We start from the raw sequence: 22,956 nt of genomic DNA on the forward strand, positions 1-22,956 counted from the left end.
AAAAAGCCCTACCACCCGCCTGAAAATGACATTTTTTTCATGTTTCACAGGACTTTCACCTGTTACTTGAACAACCATCGACAGTTATTCAGCCATACTCCAGAATGTCGCGCTTTTACGAAATAGCCCGTTACAAAACGGCTTATCAACACATAATGAGTCTGCCAGCGTGAAAATCCGTCTTTCCATCCTGAGCCTATTTTTTGCAGTTACAGGGACTTTCATCACGCCAATCGCCAACGCTGGCGATACCACCGCTGCGCCGCGAGATGCACAACATCTCAAACTTGCTTCGGGCAGCTCATTAGTCATGGATATGCAGACGAACAAAATCATCTACGCCAGCAACCCTGACGTGGTGGTGCCGATTGCATCTGTCAGCAAACTGATGACCGGCCTGGTCATCGTTGAAGCCCGACAGAACATGGACGAGTACATCAACATCAACATCAGCGACACCCCGGAAATGAAGGGTGTGTTTTCCCGGGTCAAACTCAACAGCGAAATGCCCCGCAAGGAAATGCTGCTGATTGCCCTGATGTCTTCTGAAAACCGCGCCGCAGCGAGCCTGGCCCACCACTATCCGGGCGGCTATGCAGCCTTCATCGCCGCGATGAACGCCAAGGCCAAGGCGCTGGGCATGGTCAACACCCACTTCGTCGAACCGACCGGCCTGTCCCCGCGTAACGTGTCCACTGCCCGTGACCTGAGCAAACTGCTGGTGGCTGCGCACAAGTACCCGCTGTTGACCGAACTGAGTACCACCAAGGAAAAAACCGTGTCGTTCCGTAAACCCAACTACAGCCTGGGTTTCCGCAATACTGACCATTTGGTACGCAAACCGGACTGGGACATCCAGTTGACGAAAACCGGCTTCACCAACGAAGCGGGCCACTGCCTGGTGCTGGTGACCAGCATGGGTAATCGCCAGGTTGCGCTGGTCATCCTTGACGCTTATGGCAAGTACACCCACTTTGCCGACGCCACCCGTATCCGCAACTGGGTCGAGACCGGCAAGGGCGCAGACGTGCCATCCGTTGCCTTGCAATACAAATCCGACAAAAACCTCAAGCACCGCCAGAGCGGCGTGGTTGAAGCCTCGAAATAAAAGCACTTACAAAAAAGCCCCGGACCGTCGGGGCTTTTTTTTGTCTGGCATTCATCAGTCGTTGGGCAACGGCATCTGATCGTCATCCGGAATGCCGTCCCCTTTGCTCGGATCTCTCCAACCATGTGGATGCTCCGTCGGCACCACCACCGGTCTGGCCAGAGGATCGCGCAACGGGCTGTCCGGATCCATCACCGGGTCGATGTCTTCTTGGGGGGTTGTGGGAACGCTGTCAGGACGTTTGTCGTCGAAACTCGAATCGGTAGACATAAACACCTCATCAGGGCTCAGGGTTTCAGGTCTGCGAGGGGATCGTAGGGCTTCGCGGGTGCCTTGGGGTTATCGCCCGGCTTCACGTCCCTGGGCGCCTTGGCGGGACCGATGGGGTCGACCTGAGGGTCGGCAAGGTCCGGCGAATCGGGATCGAAACCCAACTCATCGCCCGAAGAGTGCTCAGATGAATGCGGGCCGACAGGGGTTGTGGAATGTGCCATGGGCGCCTCCTTGAATGTGGCCCGGAAAAAATCCGGGCACTGTCCATTAGAGAGCCGCCGCAGGCAGCAGTGCCTGCAGAATGACGAACGGACGCTTACTGCGTGCTCAGTGCCTTCTTGGCCCGAGCCGCCGCTTGCTCCTGGCCGGCCTGCCCCAGATCATTCGCGGCCTTGAGCCAACGCTGCTGATCGACGTTGGCCGGAATCTGGTTCGGCTTCTGGATCAGCACGGCCCAGCCGCCCGCGTCCTTGAACGACGATTCAAACGAACTGAAGCTCATCATGTTCCGGTGATTCATGCCTGCGCGCAGCAGCACGGTCTGCTTCTTGCGGTTGTACCCGGCGAGAATGGCGTAGCGCGGCTCAGCCCAGAGCGCGGTGCCTTCGGTGAAGCGCACCATCACCGGATAGCCGGCAGCGACCTGAGTCAACAATGCGGGCAACGTGCTGTCGAGTGGATAAACCACCATCCCGTATTCGCGGGCCAGGTTCTGCATATTCTGCTGTAGCTGGTCCTCGGCGCCCGGCACATGCAGGGGGTTTTCCAGCAAGCCTGGAGTAATCACGATGCCCTGCTGTGCCAACAGGCTGGCCAGCACTTGCGGTCCGCTTTGAAAGGCTTGCCCGCGATAGAACGTACCGCTGAGTTCCACCCGCTCCGGCAGACGCTTGATCTCAGGCGCAACGCTCCCGGCGCACCCCGCCAACCCGGCCACACAGCCCACAATCAGCGCCGCCATGCGAATTCGAGAAAATACCCGCTCCATCTTCACTCTCTTGTTCAGACGCCGGGCAACAGGCTCCCGGCTAGGCTGTCGATCATAGGATGCCCCGTGACGGCGGTATAGCCTTAACCGGCAGTTGCATGCATTCGATAGAGCGAACTGGTTAGTGACAGGCGACCTTTGGTCAATTGTCTGACACACAGCACCGACTAGACTGTCAGTTGCATAGCGTGTGTGCCCGATGCAGGGCAAAGAGGAGGCACGATGAGCCTGACAATGACGATCGTGATGTTGATTTCCGGCTGGCTGGCCGTTGCCGCCGCCATGTTGTGGGGAGTCCTGCGCATTACCCGGCGGCACCATCACCACCCGATTCAATCAACGCCTGAGGAAACCAGCGAAAAGTCCGCTGCCCGTCACGCCACCGTGCACTGAGTGGCATTTTCCGTCTTCAAAAAAAAGGCCGCCTGAACACTTTCGTAGTCAGGCGGCCTTTTCATTTACAGCCGATCAAGCATCAGCAGTGATGCGCTTCTGTTTGGCTCGACGCGACATCATGTTCAAGCACTCGATCGTTGCCGAGAACGCCATGGCCGCGTAGACGTAGCCTTTCGGTACGTGGGCGCCGAAGCCTTCGGCGATCAGCGTCATGCCGATCATGATCAGGAAGCCCAGCGCCAGCATCACCACCGTCGGGTTGTTGTTGATGAACCTGGCCAACGGATCAGCCGCCAGCAACATCACCAGTACCGACACCACCACCGCGATGATCATGATCGGCAAATGCTCGGTCATGCCGACCGCAGTGATAATACTGTCGATGGAAAACACCATATCCAGCATCAGGATCTGACCGATTGCAGCGGCAAAGCCCAAGGTCACGGTCGACGTCGCCGACTTCGGATCTTCCGGCGCCGGGTCCATGCTGTGATGGATCTCGGTGGTGGCTTTCCACAACAGGAACAGGCCGCCGGCAATCAGGATCATGTCCTTCCAGGAGAACGCGTGGCCGAGGATGTCGATCACAGGCGCCGTCAACTGGACGATAAACGCAATGGTGCTCAACAGACCCAAGCGCAGGATCAGCGCCATGCCGATACCGATGCGGCGGGCTTTCTGCCGATGCTGCTCGGGCAGCTTATTGGTCAGGATCGAGATGAAGATCAGGTTATCGATGCCAAGCACGATCTCCATGACAATCAACGTGGCCAGGGCGACCCAGGCGGTAGGGCTTGCAGCAAGTTCTAAAAGGTATTCCATGGGTCAGTCCTGACTCGTATTAGACGTTAGATTTCCTGGGACGAAGCTTCGGTTTTTTCTTTGTCTTCGCCCGCTGATTCTTTCTTGCTGATCAGGCCGCCGGTGGCGTCGCTGAGCGCTTGTTCGGCGGCTTTGTGCGTATCGTCGATGGCCTGTTTGGCGCTTTCAGCAGCCTTGCCCATCAGTTGCTGAGCGCTTTTTTCGGCCTGGTCGCAACCGGCCAGTACCAGTAAAGACGCGAACAGCACAGCCGCAGTGGTGATCTTCATGATGCTTCCCTCGTTAGAACAAACGGCACCGAGTTGATGGCCCGTTGATAGCGATGCATTCTAGGGAGGCAAACACTTCAGGAAAATTCGTATTTTTAGCGGTTATACTTCGGTTTTTACGAACTGTAGACTGTCATGCTCAACTATCGGCAATTGCATTACTTCTGGGTGGTGGCCAAGACCGGCAGCATCGTGCGCGCCTGCGAGCAGCTGAACCTGACACCCCAAACCATCAGCGGGCAGATTTCCCTGCTCGAGCAAACCTACGGCATCGAGTTATTTCGACGGGTGGGCCGGCAACTTGAACTCACCGAGGCGGGTCGTCAGGCCCTGCCCTACGCCGAGCAGATGTTCCAGCTAGGCGGAGAACTCGAATTGATGTTGCGAGCGCAACCCAACGAGCAGCAGATTCAGTTTCGGGTCGGTGTCGCCGACGTTGTGCCCAAGTCCATCGTTTATCGACTGATCGCGCCGACCATGGAATTGAGCGAGCCGCTGCGCATCACCTGTCGCGAAGACAAACTCGAACGGTTGCTCGCCGACCTGGCGATCCAGCGCCTGGACATGGTGATTTCCGACAGCCCGATGCCTTCGCACCTGGACATCAAGGGCTACAGCCAGAAACTCGGGGAATGCGGGATCAGCTTCTTCGCCACCGCGGAACTGGCTGCGCAGTACGGCCAGGATTTCCCGCGCAGCCTGCACGGCGCACCGCTGTTGATTCCGGGGCCGGAAACCGTGGTGCGCAACCGCTTGCAGCGCTGGTTCGCCGAGCAGCAGATCCAGCCGCGCATTGTCGGCGAGTTCGACGACAGCGCGTTGATGCAGGCGTTTGGTCAGTCCGGGAGCGGGATCTTCATCGGCCCGAGCGTGATCGCCGATGAAGTGAAACGCCAGTATGGCGTGGAGGTGATTGGCCAGACCGACGCCGTGACCGAGTCGTTCTACGCCATTTCAGTGGAACGCAAGGTCAAGCACCCCGGCATTGTCGCCATTACCGAAGGTGCCCGACGCGAGCTGTTCACCGAACTGTAGAACCTCAGGCGCAGATTTCACGTGGTTTGAAGGTCATCAGCGCAATCGCCAGCAGGATCGAGGCGAGAATAAAAGCGGCGGCCGCGAACCCAAGGCCTTGCAGACCGAAGTTGTCGATCACCCGCCCCCCGACCATCGCGCCCAGGCCGATGCCGAGGTTGGCCCCGGCAATGTTCAGCGAGGCGGCGAACGCTGGCGCTTCGGGCGCCGCTTTCATCAGGCGCACATGACTGACCAGGAACAGCGCCGCCTGCGTCACGCCCCAGATGCCCATCGCCGCCGCCAGACCGAGGGGCGAATGAATGTTCGGCACCAGCGCCACCAGGCCGGCAATCATGAACGCGCAAAACATCACCGAAGCAATCAGCGGATGACGGTCCACCGCGCGACCGCCCAGCGAGTTACCGATCAACCCGACCGCGCCGAAGCCCATCAGGCACCAACCGACCACCGTGCCGTTGAAACCGGCGAGGCGCTCAAGGATGTCCGCCAGGTAGGTGTACGCGGTAAACATGCCGCTGAAGACCACAATCGACAGCAGCACATGGCCGATCATCAGTGGGCTGCGCAGGATCTTGAATTGCGAACGGAAACTCACCTGATGCTGGTGCAGGTTGGTTTTCGGCAGGTAGATAAACAGCAGCAAGGCCTTGGCAAAGGCGATGACCGCCAGAATGCCAAACGCACTGCGCCAGCCGAACGCATCGGAAATCAGCGTTCCCACCGGAATGCCGAACACCGTGGCGCAGACAATGCCGAAACCAATCTTGGCAATGGCCCGCCCGGCGTAGTCCGGCCCGACAATGTCCACCGCCGTCTCGCTGGCCAAGGCCCAGAACACCGGCAAGCCGAGTGCGGGAATCAACCGGGCGAAGGCCATCACCCAGATATTCGGCGCAAACGCCGCGAGGGTGTTGGCCAGACCGAACATGATCAGCACCGAGATGAACAGCTTGCGGCGTTCAAAGCGGGCGAAGTACGCGGTCAGGAACGGCCCGAAAGCGGCGACGGTGAAGGCGAACAACGTCACCAGCAAACCCGCTTGCGGGATGCTGACTTCAAGGTCGCGGGCGATGGCCGGCAACAGGCCGACGATGACGAATTCCGTGGTCAGCACCGTAAAACCGGCGGCGGACAACAGAAGAATGGGCAACAGCATGCACAACTCCAGAAAACGACGACACCAGCGAATAGCCCGAAGGCCCACTGGCAGACTTGAAAATGAGGATGGCGAATCTTAACAGAGTGTGTCCAAAGCAGGTTGCACGAACCTGCTTATCTGGTGGATTGCGCGGGTGGCAGATCGTCACAGGTCTGAAGGATCCATCCTGCGCTGTGATAAAGTCCGCGCCCTGAAAAACGTACACCCTGTGGCTGACGCCGCTCAGTCAAGCCATCACGCACCTTTTTTAGCAGCTGGCAAAGCCTGCGTCCGGCTGCTACAGATCGTCTGATGGTTTAACTGATCGGCATTACACCCCTTTCCGGTTTCCCGCTTGCGGCCTGCCCTGTTTGTTGCTGCATACCTGCGAAACCCTGCTCCTATAAAAATCAGAGATGCTGTTTATGACTGCTTCATCCCCTTCTCTATTGCAACGCCTTAAACGCACCACCCTGGTCACGCAAATCATCATCGGCCTGATCGCCGGCATTGCCCTGGCCCTGTTTGCGCCTGAAGTGGCGAAGTCCACTGCGTTTATCGGCAAGGTGTTCGTCTCGGCGCTGAAAGCCGTCGCACCGATTCTGGTGTTCGTGCTGGTCATGGCGTCGATCGCCAACCATAAGCACGGCCAGGAAACCCATATCCGGCCGATTCTGTTTTTGTATTTGCTTGGCACGTTCGCGGCGGCGGTGGTCGCCGTGGTGGCCAGCATGATGTTCCCGTCAAATCTGGTGTTGTCCACGCAAGACGTCGCGGTCACCGCACCGGGCGGTATCGGCGAAGTGTTGCAAAGCCTGCTGCTGAGCGTGGTCGATAACCCAGTGAGTGCGCTGATGAACGCCAACTTCATCGGCATCCTCGCCTGGGCTATCGGCATGGGCATCGCCATTCGCCATGCCGGTGACACCACCCGGGAAGTGCTGGGCGACTTGTCCAACGGCGTGACCGTGATCGTGCGCCTTGTGATCCGTTTTGCCCCGCTGGGGATTTTTGGCCTGGTGGCCTCGACCCTCGCCACCTCCGGTTTCGGTGCCTTGATCGGCTACGCGCATCTGCTGGCTGTGCTGCTTGGTTGCATGCTGTTCGTGGCGCTGGTGATGAACCCGATCATCGTGTTCTGGAAACTGCGCCGCAACCCGTATCCGCTGGTGCTGATGTGCCTGCGAGAGAGCGGCATCACCGCATTTTTCACCCGCAGTTCGGCGGCGAACATTCCGGTCAATCTGGAATTGAGCAAGCGCCTGGGCCTGCATGAAGACACCTACTCGGTGTCGATCCCGCTCGGCGCGACCATCAACATGGCCGGCGCGGCAATCACCATCACCGTGCTGAGCCTGGCGGCGGTGCATACCTTGGGCATCGCCGTGGACATTCCGACCGCGATCCTGCTGAGCGTCGTCGCAGCGATTTGCGCCTGTGGCGCTTCGGGTGTGGCGGGTGGGTCGCTGTTACTGATTCCACTGGCGTGCAGCCTGTTCGGCATCCCGAGTGAAATCGCCATGCAGGTGGTGGCGGTCGGTTTCATCATCGGCGTGTTGCAGGACTCGGCGGAGACGGCGTTGAACTCGTCCACGGATGTGCTGTTCACGGCGGCGGCTTGCCAAGGTGAAGAGCGCAAAGCCGAACGCCTGGCCTGACCAACACCGCCGCCCCCTGTAGGAGCGAGCAGGCTCACTCCTACAGGGGGCGGCGGTGTTGTTGAGGAATGCGTACTTATGAAAAAGCCCCCGCAACCAACGGCTGCGGGGGCTTTTTTGTACCCGGGCGGTTTAGAACGCGCCCATGTAATCGCGCTTGCCCACTTCCACACCGTTATGACGCAGCAATGCATAAGCAGTGGTGACGTGGAAGAAGAACTGCGGCAGGCCGTAGCTCAGCAGGTAAGCCTGGCCACTGAAGCGCTTCTCTTTAGGGGTGCCCGGACGGGTCACGATCTCGATGCCTTCCTTGCCGTTGATCTGCTCCGGCTTGATCTCGGCGATGTAGGCCAGAACCTTGGTCAGCAGCGCTTGCAGCTCGGCGAAGGTGGTTTCGGTGTCTTCGTACTTCGGCACTTCAACTTCGGCCAGACGCGAAGAAACGCCTTTGGCGAAATCAACGGCGATTTGCACCTGACGCACCAGCGGGAACATGTCCGGGAACAGACGGGCTTGCAGGAATGCGTTCGGGTCGATGTTCTTGGCGGTCGCGTGGGCTTCGGCCTTGTTCAGCACATCGCTGAGAGCGGTGAGCATTTGCTTGAAAACAGGGACGGAGGCGTCGTACAGGGAAATGGTCATGGCAGTCTCGTGTGGTAACAGGAGGGGAAACGTCGGCCGATTATAGCCATGCCCGCCCCTCCTGCCATGGGTCTTTTTCAGCTGCCGCAGACCTTAATGGCACTCCCCCCCCATGCGCACCAGCAGCGCGGCGCGGTGTGGTTTCAGATAGGGTTCGACTTCGCCGACTTTGCACGACGCCAGGTTCTGCAATTGCGGGTCGAGGGGTTCTTGCACAAACAGCAGTCCCGTCGGGCGCTCATCCCCTTGCAACTGCGCAAGGGTCAGCGGCGCCACCGGCCGGCCCATGTAATAGACCAGACGGATATCCGGTTCACCGACGCTGTAGGCCTTCTGGCCCGGTTGCCCGGCAGCCAGCGTGGCGACCTGTTCCAGACCTCCAACGCGATGGGACAGCACCCGCGCTTCGACGAACACATAAAACACCACAAACCCGGCCAGCATCACGTAGGGAACCGTGGCCAGGCAGGTGCGCCAGCGTCCTTGCATACCTTCGAGCACGGCGGCCCAGTGCATGGCCAGCAGCAAGGCCATGGACGGGTAAACCGGCAACAGGTACTTGCCGTGCTTTTCGGTGAACAGGGAAAAAATCAGCAGCGGCAGCAGCGTGCAACACAGCAGCATGGCCGCTTCGCGGCGCGAGCGGATCATTGCCCAAAACTTGCGTGGCTGCACAAACACAATCAGCCAGAACGGAAAGAAGTCACCGGCCAGATACAACAAGTACGCGTACCAGGATTCGGCGCCCTGGCCGTCGATCTTGTTCATGATGTCTTCGCTGATGATCGACGACCAGATGCCCCAGCCCTGACTCAACGACACCGCCACGTACCACGAACTGCCCAGCACCACGGCAATCAGCCAGCCCCAGCCGTCACACAGGTAGGCTTTGGCCCGCGCATCGCGGTAGATCAAGGCGTACGTCAGGATCGGCGCCGTCACCCACAACAGGCAAACCGGCCCTTTGGTCAGCAGCGCGCAACCTAACAGCAGGTAGCTGAGCCGGCTCCACAGCACCCGGCCCTGCTGGAAGATGAACTGCCACGCCGCCAGCAATGCGCCGAAGCACAGCAGGGTCAACAGCATCTCGATTTCCGAGCGGCGGGCGAACAGGCTGAACGCGCCGTTCGCCGCCAGGAATACCACCGCGAACAAACCGACCTGGCGCCCGGCCTGCCGAACGCCGTACCAGTACGTGCCGATGCAGCACAAGGTCGCCGCCAGTGCCGAAGGCAACCGCACGCTCCACTCGGACACACTGCCCAGCAAGGCCGTCGACACCAGGCCGGCCCAATAGAAAAACGGCGGCTTGGACAGGTACAAATCGCCGTTCATGTAGGGCAGCAGCCAGCTCCCGGCTTCGTGCATTTCCCGTACGGTGACGGCACGGCGCGCCTCGTTGACGCTGAGAAACGGCACACTGCCCAATCCCCAGAAAAACAGCAGCGCCATGGCGACCGCCGCGAGCAACGTAATATTTCGGGTCGATAACGATCCGCGCATGACCTACTCCTTCAGGTTTTTGCTTTTGGCGATCAACTGTAAATTGCGGAAATAAACGAGGGTGCCGAAGGCCTGGCCGGCGATGAACACCGGGTCTTCCCGGTAAATGGCGTACGCGAGCAGGAGCGTGCTGCCGACGATGCTCAAGTACCAGAAGCTCGTCGGGATCACGCTGCGTTTTTTGTATTCGCTGTACAGCCACTGCAGGATAAAGCGCCCGGTAAAAGCGATCTGGCCGACAAAACCGACCACCAGCCACAGGGCTTCGCGGGACATGTTCATCCTTCAATCTCCTGCGCCTGGGTGTTCAGGCGTGTACGCTTGATCAGCCACCAGACCCCGACCAGGTCGAGGATGCCCACCAAGGCGCGGTCGAGGTTGCCGTACTTGGACACCCCGGCGGTGCGCGGGCGGTGGTTGACCGGGTGGACGATCATTCGGCCGTTGTGCCGCTGGATCAGTGCCGGAATAAAACGGTGCATGTGGTCGAAGTACGGCAGGCGCAAAAACGCCGTGCGTTCGATCAGCTTCAACCCACAGCCAGTGTCCGGCGTAGCGTCCTTGAGCAAGCGGCTGCGCAGACCGTTGGCGAAACGCGAAGCCCAGCGTTTGCTGGCAGTATCGCGGCGGTTGACCCGATGCCCGGCGACCAATTGCACATCCCCCGAGCCTGACTCGCCGCGCACCAGCGCCAGCATGCCGGGAATGTCCGCCGGGTCGTTTTGCCCATCGCCATCGAGGGTGGCCAGCCATTGTCCGCGCGCCTCGAACGCGGCGTGGTAAAGCGACGTGCTCTGCCCCAGCGAACGCTCATGGTGCAGGATGCGCAAGGTGCTCAGGCCGTTGTGCCGGATCTGCCGCAGTTCGTGCAGGGTGGCATCGGTGCTGCCATCGTCGACAACGATGATTTCGTAGGCCTCGTCGGCCAGGGCCACGCGGATTTCCTCAAGCAGCGGCTTGAGGTTGTTGGCTTCGTTTTTGGCGGGAATCAGTACGGATACAAAAATGTCTTGGCTCATGGAGTCTCTCTCGCCCTTTTTGTTTTTCAGTTATCAGGGGCGAATAAAGGTGACGCACACCGATTGACTCGATGCATGGATCAGTGGTTCGGAACGCTGCAGCCCGCGGCTACAGTGCCTTGAGTGCACACGCACTAGGTCGCGCGGGCCCGCCTACGGTGCCTGCCCGATTGTAAAAATGGCGTTAATATTTCATCTATGTTTCGTCATCACAGCCTAGCAGCTACGACGAATTCAGTTGCCATTGGCGCTTGCCAATCTAAAGTGCATCCACGCACGTGAAAAACATGAATCGGGTAAGGATGCAGACCATGAGCATTGAGCAAGAAACGACCTTCGACGAGCCACGACTTAACAGCACGGAAATCCGCATTCTGGGCTCGTTGATCGAAAAACAGGCCACCAGCCCGGAAACCTATCCGCTGACCCTCAATGCCCTGGTCATCGCGTGTAACCAGAAAACCAGCCGCGAACCGGTGATGAACCTGACCCAGGGCCAGGTCGGCCAGAGCCTGCGGGCGCTGGAAGGACGCGGTTTCGCCAAACTGGTGATGGGCAGCCGCGCGGATCGCTGGGAGCACAAGGTCGACAAGGCGCTGGAACTGGTGCCGGCCCAGGTGATTCTGACGGGGTTGTTGTTCCTGCGCGGTCCGCAGACGGTCAATGAATTGCTGACCCGCAGTGGGCGCATGCATGAATTTGAAGACACCGAACAGGTGGTGCATCAGCTGGAGCGTTTGATTGCCCGGGGGTTGGCGTTGTTGATCCCGAAGCAGGCCGGGCAGCGGGAAGACCGGTACATGCATGCGCTGGGTGACCCGGCGGATATCGAGGTTATCCTGGCGGCGCGGCAGAATCCGGTGGAACGTGGGGCTTCTGGTGGAGTATCGGTAGAAAGGATCGAAGAGCTCGAAGCGCGAATTGCCGCACTCGAAGAACGTCTGGCCCGCCTCGAATAACCCACCCGCTCCCTGTAGCAGCTGACGAGCAACGCGAGGCTGCGTCCGCGGTTTGCCTGATAAAACCCGATTGCCGGGTTTGCGACGGTTTCATCCGAACGCGGCCCGCACCGAACGCAGCCTCGCGCTGCTCGGCAGCTGCTACAGGATGCTCGTTAGCCTGAGTGTTACTCGCCGTCCCAGTAATCCACACCGTCGCCCGGTCGGGCGATGGCGACGAAGCCTGAGGCATTGCCCTCGGCATCTACGTGAAAGTCGTCCATCACCGCGTATTTGCCGGAATCGGGATATTCGCAAATCTCCGGCGATTGCTGGGTGCTGACCGCCAGATAGCGCAGTTCCCCGCGGCTGGTGTTGATAATCTGGTGCGCCGCCTCCGGACCTCCCGGCGGGCAGGCAATCACGTCGCCCGCGCGGATCGGGAAACGTTCGGCGCCGAGGCGTACCTCCCCTTCCCCGGCCACGACGTAAAACATCTCCTCATTGACCCGATGGCTGTGAAACGGACTGCCGCGCATGCCCGGTTCCAGCACGTACAGCCGATACCCCAGCTTCTGCGCGCCCAATTGCTGACCGACACGGGCCATTCGCTGCTGGTAACGGCCCGCCGTATCGCCGGTGGGCGCCATGGCTTCGGGCAACGGTTCAAGGTCGACCTGGCTCAGATTGAGAATGCGCGGATGCATGGGGATTCCTCCTGGCTGCGGGTCCTAGCTGCGGGCAAATTCCACGGCTTTGTGAAATTGCTCATCGGTCGGCCGGATGCCGGTGTACAGCACAAATTGCTCCAGTGCCTGGATGGCGACCACTTCCAGCCCGGTAATCACCCGTTTGCCTTCAGCACGACCGCGCACGATCAGCGGTGTTTCCGAGGGAATGGCTACCACATCGAAGACAGTCTCGGCAGCGGCAATGGTTTCAGCATCAAACGCCAGTTGATCGGCCTCCGGGCCACCCGTCATGCCAATTGGCGTGACGTTGATCAGCATTTGCGGACGCTGAGCCCCCAATTGCGCTTGCCACTGATAACCCAGCGACTCCGCCAGGGCACGGCCGGCGCGCTCATTGCGGGCGACGATCAAGCCGTTTTGGTACCCGCCGTCGCGCAATGCGCTGGCCACGGCCTTGGCCATGCCGCCGCTGCCGCGCAGGGCGAAGGTCGAATCCTTGGGCACTTCGTGGGTCTTGAGCAGTTGCTCGATGGCAATGTAATCGGTGTTGTAGGCCTTTAAGTGGCCGTCAGTGTTGACGATGGTATTGATCGACTGAATGGCCGCCGCCGAGGCATCCAACTCATCCACCAGCGCAATGCACGCTTCCTTGAATGGCATCGACACGCCGCAACCACGAATGCCCAAAGCGCGAATACCGCCCACGGCGCCGGGCAGATCCTGGCTGCTGAAGGCCTTGTAGTAGAAATTCAGGCCTAATTGTTCGTACAGATGATTGTGAAAGCGCAGGCCGAAGTTGCCTGGGCGCCCGGACAGCGACATGCACAGTTGGGTGTCTCGGTTGGGGTTCATCTGCATGAAACTTTCTCCTTCTAAAGCACTTTCAGATGGACGGGATTAGCCATTCCATCGGGTCTGTTCGATCATAACGGCATGGCGGTGGGCACGGGTGCGAACCGTCAGGAAACCGGTACAGACCTTACACAAAATTTACCTATTTGCTGTGCTGATTTTGGAAAAAATGCTGTCTTAGAAGTATCCCCGCGACAACGCTTGGGTCTATTGCAGACGCAAGCGCCGGGTCGAAGAACCGAGGAATTATCATGATCCGTAAAATCCCCACAGTTGCCTTGCTGATCGGCGCACTCGCTGTCGCAGGGCAGGCACAAGCCCATGGCGGTGGTTGTGGTAATTGCTGGCAAGGACCAGCGGTCTTTGGCGCGCTGGTGGGTACGGCCATCGTCGGTTCGGCCCTGATTAATGCCAATCGGCCGGTCTATGTACAACCTCAACCGGTTTACCAGCCAGCGCCGGTTTATGTACAACAACCACCACCGGTTTATTACCAGCCGGCACCGGTCTACGTGCAACAGCCGGTCTATTACGGGCCACCACCGGTTTACTATGGCCCGCCACGTGGTTACTACGCGCCGCGCGGTTACTACGGCCCTCCCCGCGGTTATGGCCACTGGTAACACCCTCACCAGGCCCTGCCTCAACAGCGGGGCTTTTTTGTGACCGTTCGTCGGCGAACGTCTGGATAAATCGCGTCAAGGTCGCTGTGGAGACAGCGTCGGCGGCGCAAGTTGGCAAGATTGACTCGACCCGCCCTCGCCTTGCGCCAAACGGTCATATTTATGTCATGTCAGGTCCGCAAGCTTGGACCTGTCCGCAAATAACAGGTTGATAACAACAAGGACGACCTTATGCCCACGCAAAACCCGCACCGCAATGTCGGTTTGTGCACTTCCAGCAAGGTGTATGACGCCTTGACCGAACTCAAGCACCTGGAAGGCCATCGCAGCGCCAAGTTCCTTTCGCTGCTGGCCGAAAACCTGGTGCGCAAAGGCCTGCTCAACGAGCAGGAAGTGATTCACATGCTGGATCTGGTGGTCGAGTGAGGCCGATACTCATCGGCATCAATGACGACTATCGAAAGCGTTGATTGTCCGTTTCAGCGCTGGGTCCGTAAGGTAACTCCATCGATTGATGGAGGTACTTATGTCTCAGGTTCAGATCATGTCCGTTGTTGGCAGCGCCGTTCCCGCACCGCTCAGAGAGCTGGGATTGCTCGCCTGTTGGTACCTGATGCAGGACGGTGAAGCGATCAGCGGCCCACTCACTTCGCTGCCCGCCGCCCAGGCCTTGTCGCACCGTATCGGCCAAGGCCGACTCAGCGCCTAAGGCAACTGCACTTTCGGTTTGGTTTCAATGAAGATGGCCCAGCTCGACATGAACAGGGCCGCGATCAGCGGCCCGATGACGAAGCCGTTGAGGCCAAAGATCGCGAGACCGCCGAGGGTCGAGATAAGGATCAGGTAATCCGGCATCTTGGTGTCCTTGCCCACCAGGATCGGTCGCAGCACGTTATCCACCAGGCCGATCACAAAAACCCCGTACAAGCCCAGCACCACGCCCTGCCACATCGCCCCGCTGAGCAGGAAAAACGCCGCTACCGGCGCCCAGATGATTCCCGCCCCCACCGCTGGCAACAGCGACAGAAACGCCATCAGCACCGCCCAGAGCAATGCGCTCGGGATGTCCAGAAACCAGAAAATCAAACCACCCAAGGCGCCCTGGGTGATCGCCACCAGCAGGTTGCCCTTCACCGTCGCCCGCACCACGCGATTGAACTTGAGTTGCAACCGACGCTTCTGGTGCTCCTCCAACGGCACGGCCGCGCGAACTTTGCGTGCCAGCTCGGCGCCGTCACGCAGAAAGAAATACAGCAGGTAGAGCATGATGAAAAAACTCACCACAAAATCAAACGTGCCCTGGCCGAAACTGAACACCTGAGTGGCGAAATACTCATTACCCGTCACCGCGCTCTTGATGATTTTCTCGCGCAGCCCGTCCAGCTCTCCTATGCCGAACCGGTCAAGCAGGTGCTGGAAGTACGGCGGCAAGCTGTGCTTGAAGTGCGACACGTACCCCGCAATGTCCAATTCTCCGCTTTCGATGTTTTTGTACAGCATCGCGCCTTCCTGAACGAGGAAGAAACTGAGGACGATCACCGGCAGGATCGCAATCAGCAGGCTGATACTCAGCGTCAGCAGCGACGTCAGGTTGCGCTCCCAGCCCAGCTTCAATTGCAGTCGACGTTGCATCGGCGCAAAGAGGATGCCGAGGATCACCGCCCAGAACACCGCGCCGTAGAACGGCAACAAAATCCAGATAAACGCGGCAGTCACCAGTCCCAGCAAGATCACCAGTGATTTGTTTTTTACGGTTTCTTCGTTCATGTCCGATCCGTGTCAGTGCGCAGGGACTCAGACTCCTGAAATGAAGAGCCGTCCTTATTGCTTAGTCCGCCACGGTTCGCGCGAGTGCCATCCGTTTGTTCATCAAGCATAGATCCAGATCAATGAACGCCGCCGGCAACGCGCTTACCCTCCACGGTTTTTGCGACTGCCCCCGCCATGACTCTTCTTGCCCCCGAACTGCTCGCCCCCGCCGGCACCCTGAAAAACATGCGTTATGCCTTCGCTTACGGCGCCGATGCGGTGTACGCCGGCCAACCGCGCTACAGCTTGCGGGTGCGCAATAACGAATTCGATCACGCCAACCTCGCCCTCGGCATCCAGGAAGCCCAGGCCCAGGGCAAGCGTTTTTACGTGGTGGTGAACATTGCGCCGCACAACGCCAAGCTCAAGACCTTCCTCAAGGACCTGGCGCCGGTGATCGCCATGGCGCCGGACGCGCTGATCATGTCCGATCCGGGCTTGATCATGCTGGTGCGCCGGCACTTCCCGCAGATGCCGATTCATCTCTCGGTGCAGGCCAACACAGTGAACTGGGCGAGTGTCGAGTTCTGGCAGCAACAGGGCTTGAGCCGGATCATCCTGTCGCGGGAACTGTCCCTGGAAGAAATCGGCGAAATCCGCCAGCAAGTGCCGGCGATGGAACTGGAGGTGTTTGTCCACGGCGCGTTGTGCATGGCGTATTCCGGGCGCTGCCTGCTGTCGGGCTACATGAACAAGCGCGATGCCAATCAAGGCAGTTGCACCAATGCCTGCCGCTGGAAATATTCGGCGCAGGAAGCCACGGAAAACCAGCTGGGCGAGATCGTCCAACAGTATCAGCCCGAACCGACCCTGGGCATCGGCGCGCCCACCGACCAGGTGTTCCTGTTGCAGGAGGCCAATCGGCCGGATGAGTTGATGCCCGCCTTCGAGGACGAGCACGGCACTTACATCATGAATGCCAAGGACCTGCGCGCCGTGCAGCATGTCGAGCGTCTGACGCACATGGGCGTGCATTCGCTGAAGATCGAGGGCCGGACCAAATCCCACTTCTATTGCGCACGCACCACGCAGGTGTATCGGCAGGCCATCGACGATGCCGTCGCCGGGCGTGAGTTCGACCGCAGCCTGATGACCGATCTGGAGTCATTGGCACAGCGTGGCTACACCGAAGGCTTTTTGCGTCGGCATGTGCATGACGAATACCAGAATTATCAGCACGGCAGTTCGGTGTCCGAGCGACAGCAGTTTGTCGGGGAGTTGACCGGTGAGCGGCGTGACCGGATGGCGGAGATCAAGGTGAAGAACCGGTTTGCGCTGGGGGATCATCTGGAACTGATGACGCCCAAGGGCAACTTTCATTTCGATTTGCATCAACTGCACAACGTCAGAGGTGAATCCATTGAAGTGGCACCGGGGGATGGGCATACGGTGTATGTGCCGATTCCGGATGCGGTGGATCTGAGGTTCGGGTTGTTGATGCGGGATGTCTGCGCAATCACCGCGTAACCCTGTGGATCACGCGAACTCCTCGCGCAACATCGCCACAAACGCCTCCCGCGCCGGGTGAACCCCGGCGTTTTCATGCCAGTAAAACAGGTTGTCGATGGCCGTCAGCTCCGGAAACTCAAACCCAGCACACCCTGCCCCTTTGGCGTACTGATCAAACACCCCTTTAGGCACCAGCGCGACGCCGGCTCCCGCGCTGACGCACCCGACAATCGCGCCATAACTGGCCAGGCTGACAATCGGCAGCGCCTGCCCCTGACGCAGCAACCAATGTTCCAGCGCCGCCCGGTACGGACAGCCCTGGGGCCACATGAATACGGTCTTGTCCTGCAAATCCGCGATGCCACGCACCGGCCCCAACGATGTCGAGGCAATCAGCAACAGCTCTTCGCGGTACATCGGCGTGCGCTTGAGTTGGGAGCGTTCGACATCCACCGCGACAATCGCACCGTCGAGCCGATGGTTAAGTGTGTCATCCAGTAGTTGGCCCCAGGTGCCGGTGGTCAGTTCCAGCGCAACCGCGGGATAGCGCTTGTGGAATTTCGCCAGCAGGCGCGGTAGCCGGCCGGTGGCCGAGGACTCGATGGCGCCGATGCGCAGCGGCCCGGAAGGGTCAGCGGACGGGTCCAGTGCGCGTTTGGCTTCAACGGTCAGCGCGAGGATTTTCGAGGCGTAAGACAAAAATGTCTGCCCCGCCGGGCTGATGCGCAGGCCCCGGCCCTCACGCAGAAACAGCGCCACGCCCAACTCCGTCTCCAGCGCCTTGATCCGCGCCGTGATATTGGACGGCACGCAATGCAGCAACTCGGCGGCCCGAGCGATGCTGCCGACGTCGGCCACAGTCTTGAACATGCGAATCTGCGCCAGCTCCATAATCATCACCAAAAGTGAACCGTCGACGCAGTATAAGTCAGTTGTGGTGAGCTGTTCGGCTTCAGATACTCGGCACATACACCCAAGGTGCCCCACCATGAAGCCACTCACCCGCCCCGCCCACTCGCCACTCAAAATCATCCTGGCGATGGCCTTTGTCATCGCCTGCTGGGGTTATTCGCCAACGGGCATTCATATCGGATTGCAGGCCTACGACCCCGGCCATCTGGCCCTGCTGAGGTTTCTGATTGCCTCGGCGTTCATGGCGGTCATTGCCGCGTTCAAAGGTATCAGTCTGCCCAGGCTTCGCGACCTGCCGCTGCTGATGGTGCTCGGTTTTTTCGCGGTGAGCCTGCATCACGTCGTGCTCAACATCGGGCAACAGCATGTCAGCGCTGGCGCCTCCAGCGTGCTGGCGCAATCGACGCCGTTGTTCAGCACGTTACTGGCGCGCTTTGTGTTCAAGGACCGGGTCAGCTTCTGGCGCTGGGGTTGCATCGTGGCGGGACTGGTCGGCGTGGTGATTGTGGTGGCCGGTGATCGCGGACTGGGCAGCGTCGACGTTCACGGATGGCTGATCCTGCTGGCAGCGGTGTCGTGGAGTTTTTACTTCGCCTTGCAGAAGCATCAAACCGGGCGCTACGACGGTCTGACGCTGGTGTGTTACACGGTGTGGTCGGGCACGGCGCTGCTCCTGATCTACCTGCCGGGACTGGCCAGCGAGGTCGTCGGCGCACCGGCACATGTGCAGTGGGCGGTGATGGCGTTGGGCGTGTTTCCCAGTGCGCTGGCTTATCTGGCCTGGGCGTTTGTGCTGGCGCACGTGGACTTGAGCCGCGCCAGCATGACGCTGTACCTGATCCCGCCGACGGCGATGGCCATGGCGGCCTATGCCTTGGGCGAACAGCCAACGCTGACGGTCGGCGTCGGTGCCCTCGTGGTGTTGATCAGTGTGCTGGCGCTGAATCTGGAGCGCCGGCCTACGGGAATCGCGGCGAGTCCCGCCCGGTCATGACCCAAGCGGCGACTCAGGCGCCGCCTGCGGAAAAGCGGTCGCGGCTGTTGGTCAGGTGCAACCACATCGCCGCCCGCGCCGCGTCCGGATCCTGACGCTTGATGGCGTTGAGAATCGCCTCGTGTTCGAGGTTGGCGAGTTGCCCCAGCTTGCTCAGATCCGCCGCTCCGCGCTCGGCGGCATTGAGGCGGGTGCGCGGGATCATCGCACTGCCCAAGTGCTGCATGATGTCGGTGAAACACACATTGCCGGTGGCTTCGGCGATCAACAGGTGGAAGCGCTTGTCCGCCTCGACGCAACTGTCGTTGTTGGCCAGCAAGCTCTGATAATCGTCCAGCGCTTCACGCATCTGTGCCAATTGCAGCTCCGTACGACGCGTCGCCGCCAGCGCCGCGGCCTGGGTTTCCAGGCCCATGCGCAACTCCAGAATGCTGCGCACTCCCAATGCTGTATCGACATTCAGCCGCAAGCCTTGCTCCGGCGCGCGTTCGATGACAAACGTGCCGATGCCGTGACGGGTTTCCACCAGCCCCGACGCCTGCAATTTCGAGATCGCCTCACGCACCACGGTGCGACTGACGCCGTGTGCCTGAACGATCGAGTTTTCCGACGGCAGCTTGTCCCCCGGCAACATCTGGCCCAGCAAGATGCTCTGGGTCAGCTTGGCGACCAGGTCGTGAGCGAGGTTGTGGCTGCGCCTTGGGGCTGGCGTATCGAGGTCAGGTTGCATGGCGATGATCCGGAAACGGGGCTAACGGAATCGTAGCACCGCGCGGGATTGGGATCTTCAGAAAACAGCGCCCTACTTGTATGACAACACTCAACAACCGTGCCCATTCCAGGTAAGAAGCCCGCCAGGCGACACCAAAAAAAGCATAACAAATCGCTTAAATCTCACCATTTCGTTGGACATTACCCCTTGCGCATTAAAAAAACGCAGTTGTATGATGTCTATCAACAACGCAACACCCCGCATAAAAATAATCAGTGGGAGAAACCAAGTGAATACATCCGTATCAGGGATGCACGACGGTGCCGATTCGGTCCTGAAGTCCGCCATCTCAAAAGTGAAACGCCATGTCCTGCCGCTGTTCGTCATCATGTTCATCGTCAACTACATCGACCGTGTGAACATCGGCTTCGTCCGCGCCCATATGGAACACGACCTGGGGATCGGCGCTGCCGCCTACGGTCTCGGGGCCGGGCTGTTCTTCATCGGTTACGCGCTGTTCGAAGTCCCTTCCAACATCCTCCTGCAAAAAGTCGGCGCACGAATCTGGCTGACCCGCATCATGCTGACCTGGGGCCTGGTGGCCGCCGGCATGGCGTTCATCCAGAACGAAACCCACTTCTACATCCTGCGATTCCTGCTGGGCGTGGCCGAGGCCGGGTTCTTTCCGGGGGTGATTTATTACTTCACGCGGTGGTTGCCAGGGGTTGAGCGCGGCAAGGCGATCGCGATCTTTCTCAGTGGCTCGGCAGTGGCCTCGCTGATCTCCGGCCCGCTGTCCGGGTTGCTTCTGCAACTCGACGGTTTCGGGTTGCACGGCTGGCAGTGGATGTACTTCATTGAAGGGATGTTTTCCGTCGGGCTGTGCGTGTTCGTCTGGTTCTGGCTGGACTCCAAACCCCACGACGCCAAATGGCTGAGCCGCGAAGAACAGGATGCGCTGGTCAACGCCATCGAAAACGAACAGCTGGCCCGCGAAGCCGCGACGCCGATCAAACCGTCGTTGGGCAAACTGCTCAAGGATCGCCAGATCATTCTGTTCTGCCTGATCTACTTCTTCATTCAGCTGACCATCTATGCCGCGACCTTCTGGCTGCCGAGCATCATCAAGAAGATGGGCGACCTCAGCGACATTCAGGTCGGGCTGTTCAACTCGATCCCTTGGCTGCTGTCGATTATCGGCATGTATGCCTTCGCTTCGCTGTCCGCCAAATGGAAACACCAGCAAGCCTGGGTGGCTGCTGCGCTGTTGATTGCCGCCGCCGGGATGTTCATGTCGACCACGGGCGGGCCGATCTTTGCCTTTGTTGCAATCTGCTTTGCGGCACTGGGTTTCAAGTCCGCTTCGTCGCTGTTCTGGCCGATCCCCCAGGCGTATCTGGATGCGCGGATCGCCGCTGGCGTGATCGCGTTGATCAACTCGGTGGGCAACCTCGGCGGGTTCGTGGCGCCGACCACCTTCGGTCTGCTGGAGGAGCACACCGGTTCGATTCAGGGCGGCCTGTACGGGTTGGCCGCGACCTCGATCATCGCCGCAATCATTGTCTTTGCCGCACGCAACACACCCAAAACCGCACCGGCCGCTGCGCTGGGCAAACCAACGCCCAACCACGCCTGATCCGTTGTTTATAAGGACAAGAAAATGCACCCACAAGACTGCGCAAAAGCCCCGATCATCACCAGCATGGAGGTGGTTCCAGTGGCCGGCCACGATGGCATGCTGCTCAACCTGAGCGGCGCCCATGGTCCGTTTTTCACCCGCAATATCGTGATCCTCAAGGACAACGCCGGTCACACCGGGGTCGGTGAAGTACCGGGTGGCGAGCGTATTCGCCAGACACTGGAAGACGCCCGCGCGCTGGTGGTTGGCAGCCCGATCGGCACGTATCAGAAGATTCTCAACCAGGTGCGCCAGACCTTTGCCGATCGCGACGCCGGCGGGCGCGGTTTGCAGACGTTTGACCTGCGGATCACCATTCACGCCGTTACGGGGCTTGAGGCCGCCCTGCTCGACTTGCTCGGCCAGCATCTGGACGTACCGGTCGCCGCCCTGCTCGGCGAAGGCCAGCAACGTGACGAAGTGAAGATGCTCGGTTACCTGTTTTACGTGGGTGATCGCCAGCAGACAGACCTGGCCTACCGCAGCGAACCGGACGCCGATAACGACTGGTTCCGTGTGCGCCACGAGCAAGCCATGACCGCTGACGCGGTGGTTCGTCTGGCTGAGGCCGCTCACGCCCGCTACGGTTTCAAAGACTTTAAACTCAAGGGCGGCGTGCTCGGTGGTGATGAAGAAATCGAAGCCGTCACCGCACTGGCCGAACGCTTTCCGGATGCGCGCATCACGCTCGATCCGAATGGCGCGTGGTCACTCAAGGAAGCCATTCGCTTGTGCCGCGATCAGCATCATGTTCTGGCCTACGCCGAAGACCCGTGCGGCGCGGAAAACGGTTACTCCGGCCGGGAGGTCATGGCCGAGTTCCGCCGTGCCACCGGACTGAAAACCGCGACCAACATGATCGCCACCGACTGGCGGGAAATGGGCCACGCCATTCAGTTGCAATCGGTGGACATTCCGCTGGCAGACCCGCATTTCTGGACCATGCAAGGTTCGGTTCGCGTGGCGCAGATGTGCCATGAATGGGGCCTGACCTGGGGTTCGCACTCGAACAACCACTTCGATATTTCCCTGGCCATGTTCACCCACGTCGCGGCGGCTGCGCCGGGCGACATCACCGCCATCGACACTCACTGGATCTGGCAGGATGGCCAGCGCTTGACCAAAGCCCCACTGCAAATCGTCGGTGGTTGTGTGCAGGTGCCGAAGAAGCCGGGGCTAGGGGTTGAACTGGACATGGACCAATTGGCCAAGGCCCATGAACTGTACAAAGGCATGGGACTGGGGGCGCGAGATGACAGCGTGGCGATGCAGTTTCTGATCCCCGGCTGGAAATTCGATAACAAACGGCCGTGCCTGGTGCGCTGACTTCTGCCGCTGTACTCCTTGCAGGAGTGAGCCTGCTCCGGGCGGCGTTCCGACGAAGAGGCCGGCACATTCAACATTGATGCCGCCTGACATTCCGTTATCGCGAGCAGGCTCACT

General features: G+C 59.8%; 27 protein-coding genes. 12 read left to right on the top strand and 15 right to left on the bottom strand.

Annotated features, from left to right (window positions below; all coding sequences use genetic code 11):
• Positions 1-169: 169 nt before the first annotated feature.
• Positions 170-1,108: a D-alanyl-D-alanine endopeptidase gene (gene pbpG, locus SB725_RS26455; RefSeq protein WP_027925382.1), complete on the top strand. Its 939-nt coding sequence runs from the start codon at positions 170-172 to the stop codon at positions 1,106-1,108.
• A 54-nt stretch (positions 1,109-1,162) separates the two neighbouring features.
• On the opposite strand, the gene SB725_RS26460 is transcribed toward pbpG, so the two are convergent.
• From SB725_RS26460 to SB725_RS26470, 3 genes are all read right to left on the bottom strand, one after another.
• Complete coding sequence (locus tag SB725_RS26460) at positions 1,163-1,378, bottom strand: hypothetical protein (RefSeq protein ID WP_027925383.1); 216 nt, start codon at positions 1,376-1,378, stop codon at positions 1,163-1,165.
• 17 nt (positions 1,379-1,395) lie between these two features.
• Positions 1,396-1,602, bottom strand: a complete 207-nt coding sequence (locus tag SB725_RS26465; protein ID WP_027925384.1) for a DUF6021 family protein — start codon at positions 1,600-1,602, stop codon at positions 1,396-1,398.
• 95 nt (positions 1,603-1,697) lie between these two features.
• A complete protein-coding gene (locus SB725_RS26470; protein WP_194941039.1) occupies positions 1,698-2,369 on the bottom strand; it encodes a peptidase C39 family protein in 672 nt (223 codons plus the stop codon).
• 222 nt (positions 2,370-2,591) lie between these two features.
• Between SB725_RS26470 and SB725_RS26475 the strand changes: the two genes are divergently transcribed.
• Positions 2,592-2,762, top strand: coding sequence for a hypothetical protein (locus tag SB725_RS26475; RefSeq protein ID WP_172825935.1), 171 nt, complete (start codon positions 2,592-2,594; stop codon positions 2,760-2,762).
• Between the two features lie 75 nt (positions 2,763-2,837).
• Here the strand turns inward: SB725_RS26475 and SB725_RS26480 are convergent, their stop codons facing one another.
• Both SB725_RS26480 and SB725_RS26485 read right to left on the bottom strand, forming a co-directional pair.
• Positions 2,838-3,587 (bottom strand): TerC family protein, encoded by a 750-nt coding sequence (locus SB725_RS26480; RefSeq protein WP_027925386.1) that lies wholly within the window; start codon positions 3,585-3,587, stop codon positions 2,838-2,840.
• 26 nt (positions 3,588-3,613) lie between these two features.
• Positions 3,614-3,856 carry a hypothetical protein gene (locus SB725_RS26485; RefSeq protein ID WP_027925387.1) on the bottom strand — a complete coding sequence of 81 codons (243 nt, stop codon included), beginning with the start codon at positions 3,854-3,856 and terminating at the stop codon, positions 3,614-3,616.
• Between the two features lie 135 nt (positions 3,857-3,991).
• On the opposite strand from SB725_RS26485, the gene nhaR reads away from it, so the two are divergent.
• Positions 3,992-4,891 carry a transcriptional activator NhaR gene (gene nhaR / locus SB725_RS26490; RefSeq protein WP_027925388.1) on the top strand — a complete coding sequence of 300 codons (900 nt, stop codon included), beginning with the start codon at positions 3,992-3,994 and terminating at the stop codon, positions 4,889-4,891.
• Positions 4,892-4,895: 4 nt separating this feature from the next.
• On the opposite strand, the gene SB725_RS26495 is transcribed toward nhaR, so the two are convergent.
• A complete protein-coding gene (locus SB725_RS26495; protein WP_027925389.1) occupies positions 4,896-6,050 on the bottom strand; it encodes an MFS transporter in 1,155 nt (384 codons plus the stop codon).
• A gap of 407 nt (positions 6,051-6,457) precedes the next feature.
• Here SB725_RS26495 and sstT point away from each other — a divergent pair, with 407 nt between their 5' ends.
• Positions 6,458-7,690 carry a serine/threonine transporter SstT gene (gene sstT, locus SB725_RS26500; RefSeq protein ID WP_027925390.1) on the top strand — a complete coding sequence of 411 codons (1,233 nt, stop codon included), beginning with the start codon at positions 6,458-6,460 and terminating at the stop codon, positions 7,688-7,690.
• Between the two features lie 132 nt (positions 7,691-7,822).
• On the opposite strand, the gene SB725_RS26505 is transcribed toward sstT, so the two are convergent.
• From SB725_RS26505 to SB725_RS26520, 4 genes are all read right to left on the bottom strand, one after another.
• On the bottom strand, positions 7,823-8,332 hold the full coding sequence (locus tag SB725_RS26505) for a DUF1993 family protein (RefSeq protein WP_027925391.1): 510 nt from the start codon (positions 8,330-8,332) through the stop codon (positions 7,823-7,825).
• A gap of 93 nt (positions 8,333-8,425) precedes the next feature.
• Positions 8,426-9,835 (bottom strand): ArnT family glycosyltransferase, encoded by a 1,410-nt coding sequence (locus SB725_RS26510; protein ID WP_027925392.1) that lies wholly within the window; start codon positions 9,833-9,835, stop codon positions 8,426-8,428.
• 3 nt (positions 9,836-9,838) lie between these two features.
• The gene (locus SB725_RS26515; protein ID WP_027925393.1) at positions 9,839-10,117 is read right to left on the bottom strand and encodes a lipid-A-disaccharide synthase N-terminal domain-containing protein; all 279 of its coding nucleotides are present in this window, start codon (positions 10,115-10,117) and stop codon (positions 9,839-9,841) included.
• Positions 10,114-10,854, bottom strand: a complete 741-nt coding sequence (locus SB725_RS26520) for a glycosyltransferase family 2 protein (RefSeq protein WP_059182495.1) — start codon at positions 10,852-10,854, stop codon at positions 10,114-10,116. The genes SB725_RS26515 and SB725_RS26520 overlap by 4 nt, the downstream gene beginning before the upstream one ends.
• Positions 10,855-11,165: 311 nt before the next feature.
• On the opposite strand from SB725_RS26520, the gene SB725_RS26525 reads away from it, so the two are divergent.
• Positions 11,166-11,813, top strand: coding sequence for a YceH family protein (locus SB725_RS26525; RefSeq protein ID WP_027925395.1), 648 nt, complete (start codon positions 11,166-11,168; stop codon positions 11,811-11,813).
• Positions 11,814-11,980: 167 nt separating this feature from the next.
• Here SB725_RS26525 and SB725_RS26530 read toward each other — a convergent pair whose 3' ends face one another.
• Both SB725_RS26530 and SB725_RS26535 read right to left on the bottom strand, forming a co-directional pair.
• Positions 11,981-12,499: a cupin domain-containing protein gene (locus SB725_RS26530; RefSeq protein WP_059182493.1), complete on the bottom strand. Its 519-nt coding sequence runs from the start codon at positions 12,497-12,499 to the stop codon at positions 11,981-11,983.
• Positions 12,500-12,523: 24 nt separating this feature from the next.
• Entirely contained in the window at positions 12,524-13,342 is an 819-nt protein-coding gene (locus SB725_RS26535) for a shikimate 5-dehydrogenase (protein WP_027925397.1), read from the bottom strand.
• A 245-nt stretch (positions 13,343-13,587) separates the two neighbouring features.
• Between SB725_RS26535 and SB725_RS26540 the strand changes: the two genes are divergently transcribed.
• The 3 genes from SB725_RS26540 (at position 13,588) to SB725_RS26550 (ending at position 14,668) form a co-directional block, all read left to right on the top strand.
• Complete coding sequence (locus SB725_RS26540; RefSeq protein ID WP_027925398.1) at positions 13,588-13,959, top strand: hypothetical protein; 372 nt, start codon at positions 13,588-13,590, stop codon at positions 13,957-13,959.
• 231 nt (positions 13,960-14,190) lie between these two features.
• The gene (locus tag SB725_RS26545; RefSeq protein WP_027925399.1) at positions 14,191-14,385 is read left to right on the top strand and encodes a hypothetical protein; all 195 of its coding nucleotides are present in this window, start codon (positions 14,191-14,193) and stop codon (positions 14,383-14,385) included.
• Positions 14,386-14,485: 100 nt separating this feature from the next.
• Positions 14,486-14,668, top strand: a complete 183-nt coding sequence (locus SB725_RS26550) for a hypothetical protein (RefSeq protein ID WP_027925400.1) — start codon at positions 14,486-14,488, stop codon at positions 14,666-14,668.
• Here the strand turns inward: SB725_RS26550 and SB725_RS26555 are convergent.
• The gene (locus SB725_RS26555) at positions 14,665-15,726 is read right to left on the bottom strand and encodes an AI-2E family transporter (protein WP_059182492.1); all 1,062 of its coding nucleotides are present in this window, start codon (positions 15,724-15,726) and stop codon (positions 14,665-14,667) included. The two genes, SB725_RS26550 and SB725_RS26555, sit on opposite strands and share 4 nt — an antisense overlap.
• Before the next feature lie 177 nt (positions 15,727-15,903).
• Here SB725_RS26555 and yegQ point away from each other — a divergent pair, with 177 nt between their 5' ends.
• Complete coding sequence (yegQ, locus tag SB725_RS26560; protein ID WP_027925402.1) at positions 15,904-17,235, top strand: tRNA 5-hydroxyuridine modification protein YegQ; 1,332 nt, start codon at positions 15,904-15,906, stop codon at positions 17,233-17,235.
• A gap of 9 nt (positions 17,236-17,244) precedes the next feature.
• Here the strand turns inward: yegQ and SB725_RS26565 are convergent, their stop codons facing one another.
• Complete coding sequence (locus SB725_RS26565; RefSeq protein WP_059182490.1) at positions 17,245-18,108, bottom strand: LysR substrate-binding domain-containing protein; 864 nt, start codon at positions 18,106-18,108, stop codon at positions 17,245-17,247.
• 97 nt (positions 18,109-18,205) lie between these two features.
• Between SB725_RS26565 and SB725_RS26570 the strand changes: the two genes are divergently transcribed.
• Entirely contained in the window at positions 18,206-19,123 is a 918-nt protein-coding gene (locus SB725_RS26570; RefSeq protein WP_410922829.1) for a DMT family transporter, read from the top strand.
• A 13-nt stretch (positions 19,124-19,136) separates the two neighbouring features.
• On the opposite strand, the gene SB725_RS26575 is transcribed toward SB725_RS26570, so the two are convergent.
• The gene (locus SB725_RS26575; protein WP_194941044.1) at positions 19,137-19,853 is read right to left on the bottom strand and encodes a FadR/GntR family transcriptional regulator; all 717 of its coding nucleotides are present in this window, start codon (positions 19,851-19,853) and stop codon (positions 19,137-19,139) included.
• A gap of 271 nt (positions 19,854-20,124) precedes the next feature.
• On the opposite strand from SB725_RS26575, the gene SB725_RS26580 reads away from it, so the two are divergent.
• Positions 20,125-21,471 carry an MFS transporter gene (locus tag SB725_RS26580; RefSeq protein WP_027925406.1) on the top strand — a complete coding sequence of 449 codons (1,347 nt, stop codon included), beginning with the start codon at positions 20,125-20,127 and terminating at the stop codon, positions 21,469-21,471.
• Between the two features lie 24 nt (positions 21,472-21,495).
• A complete protein-coding gene (gene gudD, locus SB725_RS26585; RefSeq protein ID WP_059182487.1) occupies positions 21,496-22,839 on the top strand; it encodes a glucarate dehydratase in 1,344 nt (447 codons plus the stop codon).
• The last annotated feature ends 117 nt before the right edge of the window (positions 22,840-22,956 follow it).

Source organism: Pseudomonas sp. SIMBA_041, assembly GCF_046535095.1.
In the GTDB taxonomy this organism is placed as follows: Bacteria; Pseudomonadota; Gammaproteobacteria; order Pseudomonadales; family Pseudomonadaceae; genus Aquipseudomonas; species Aquipseudomonas mucoides.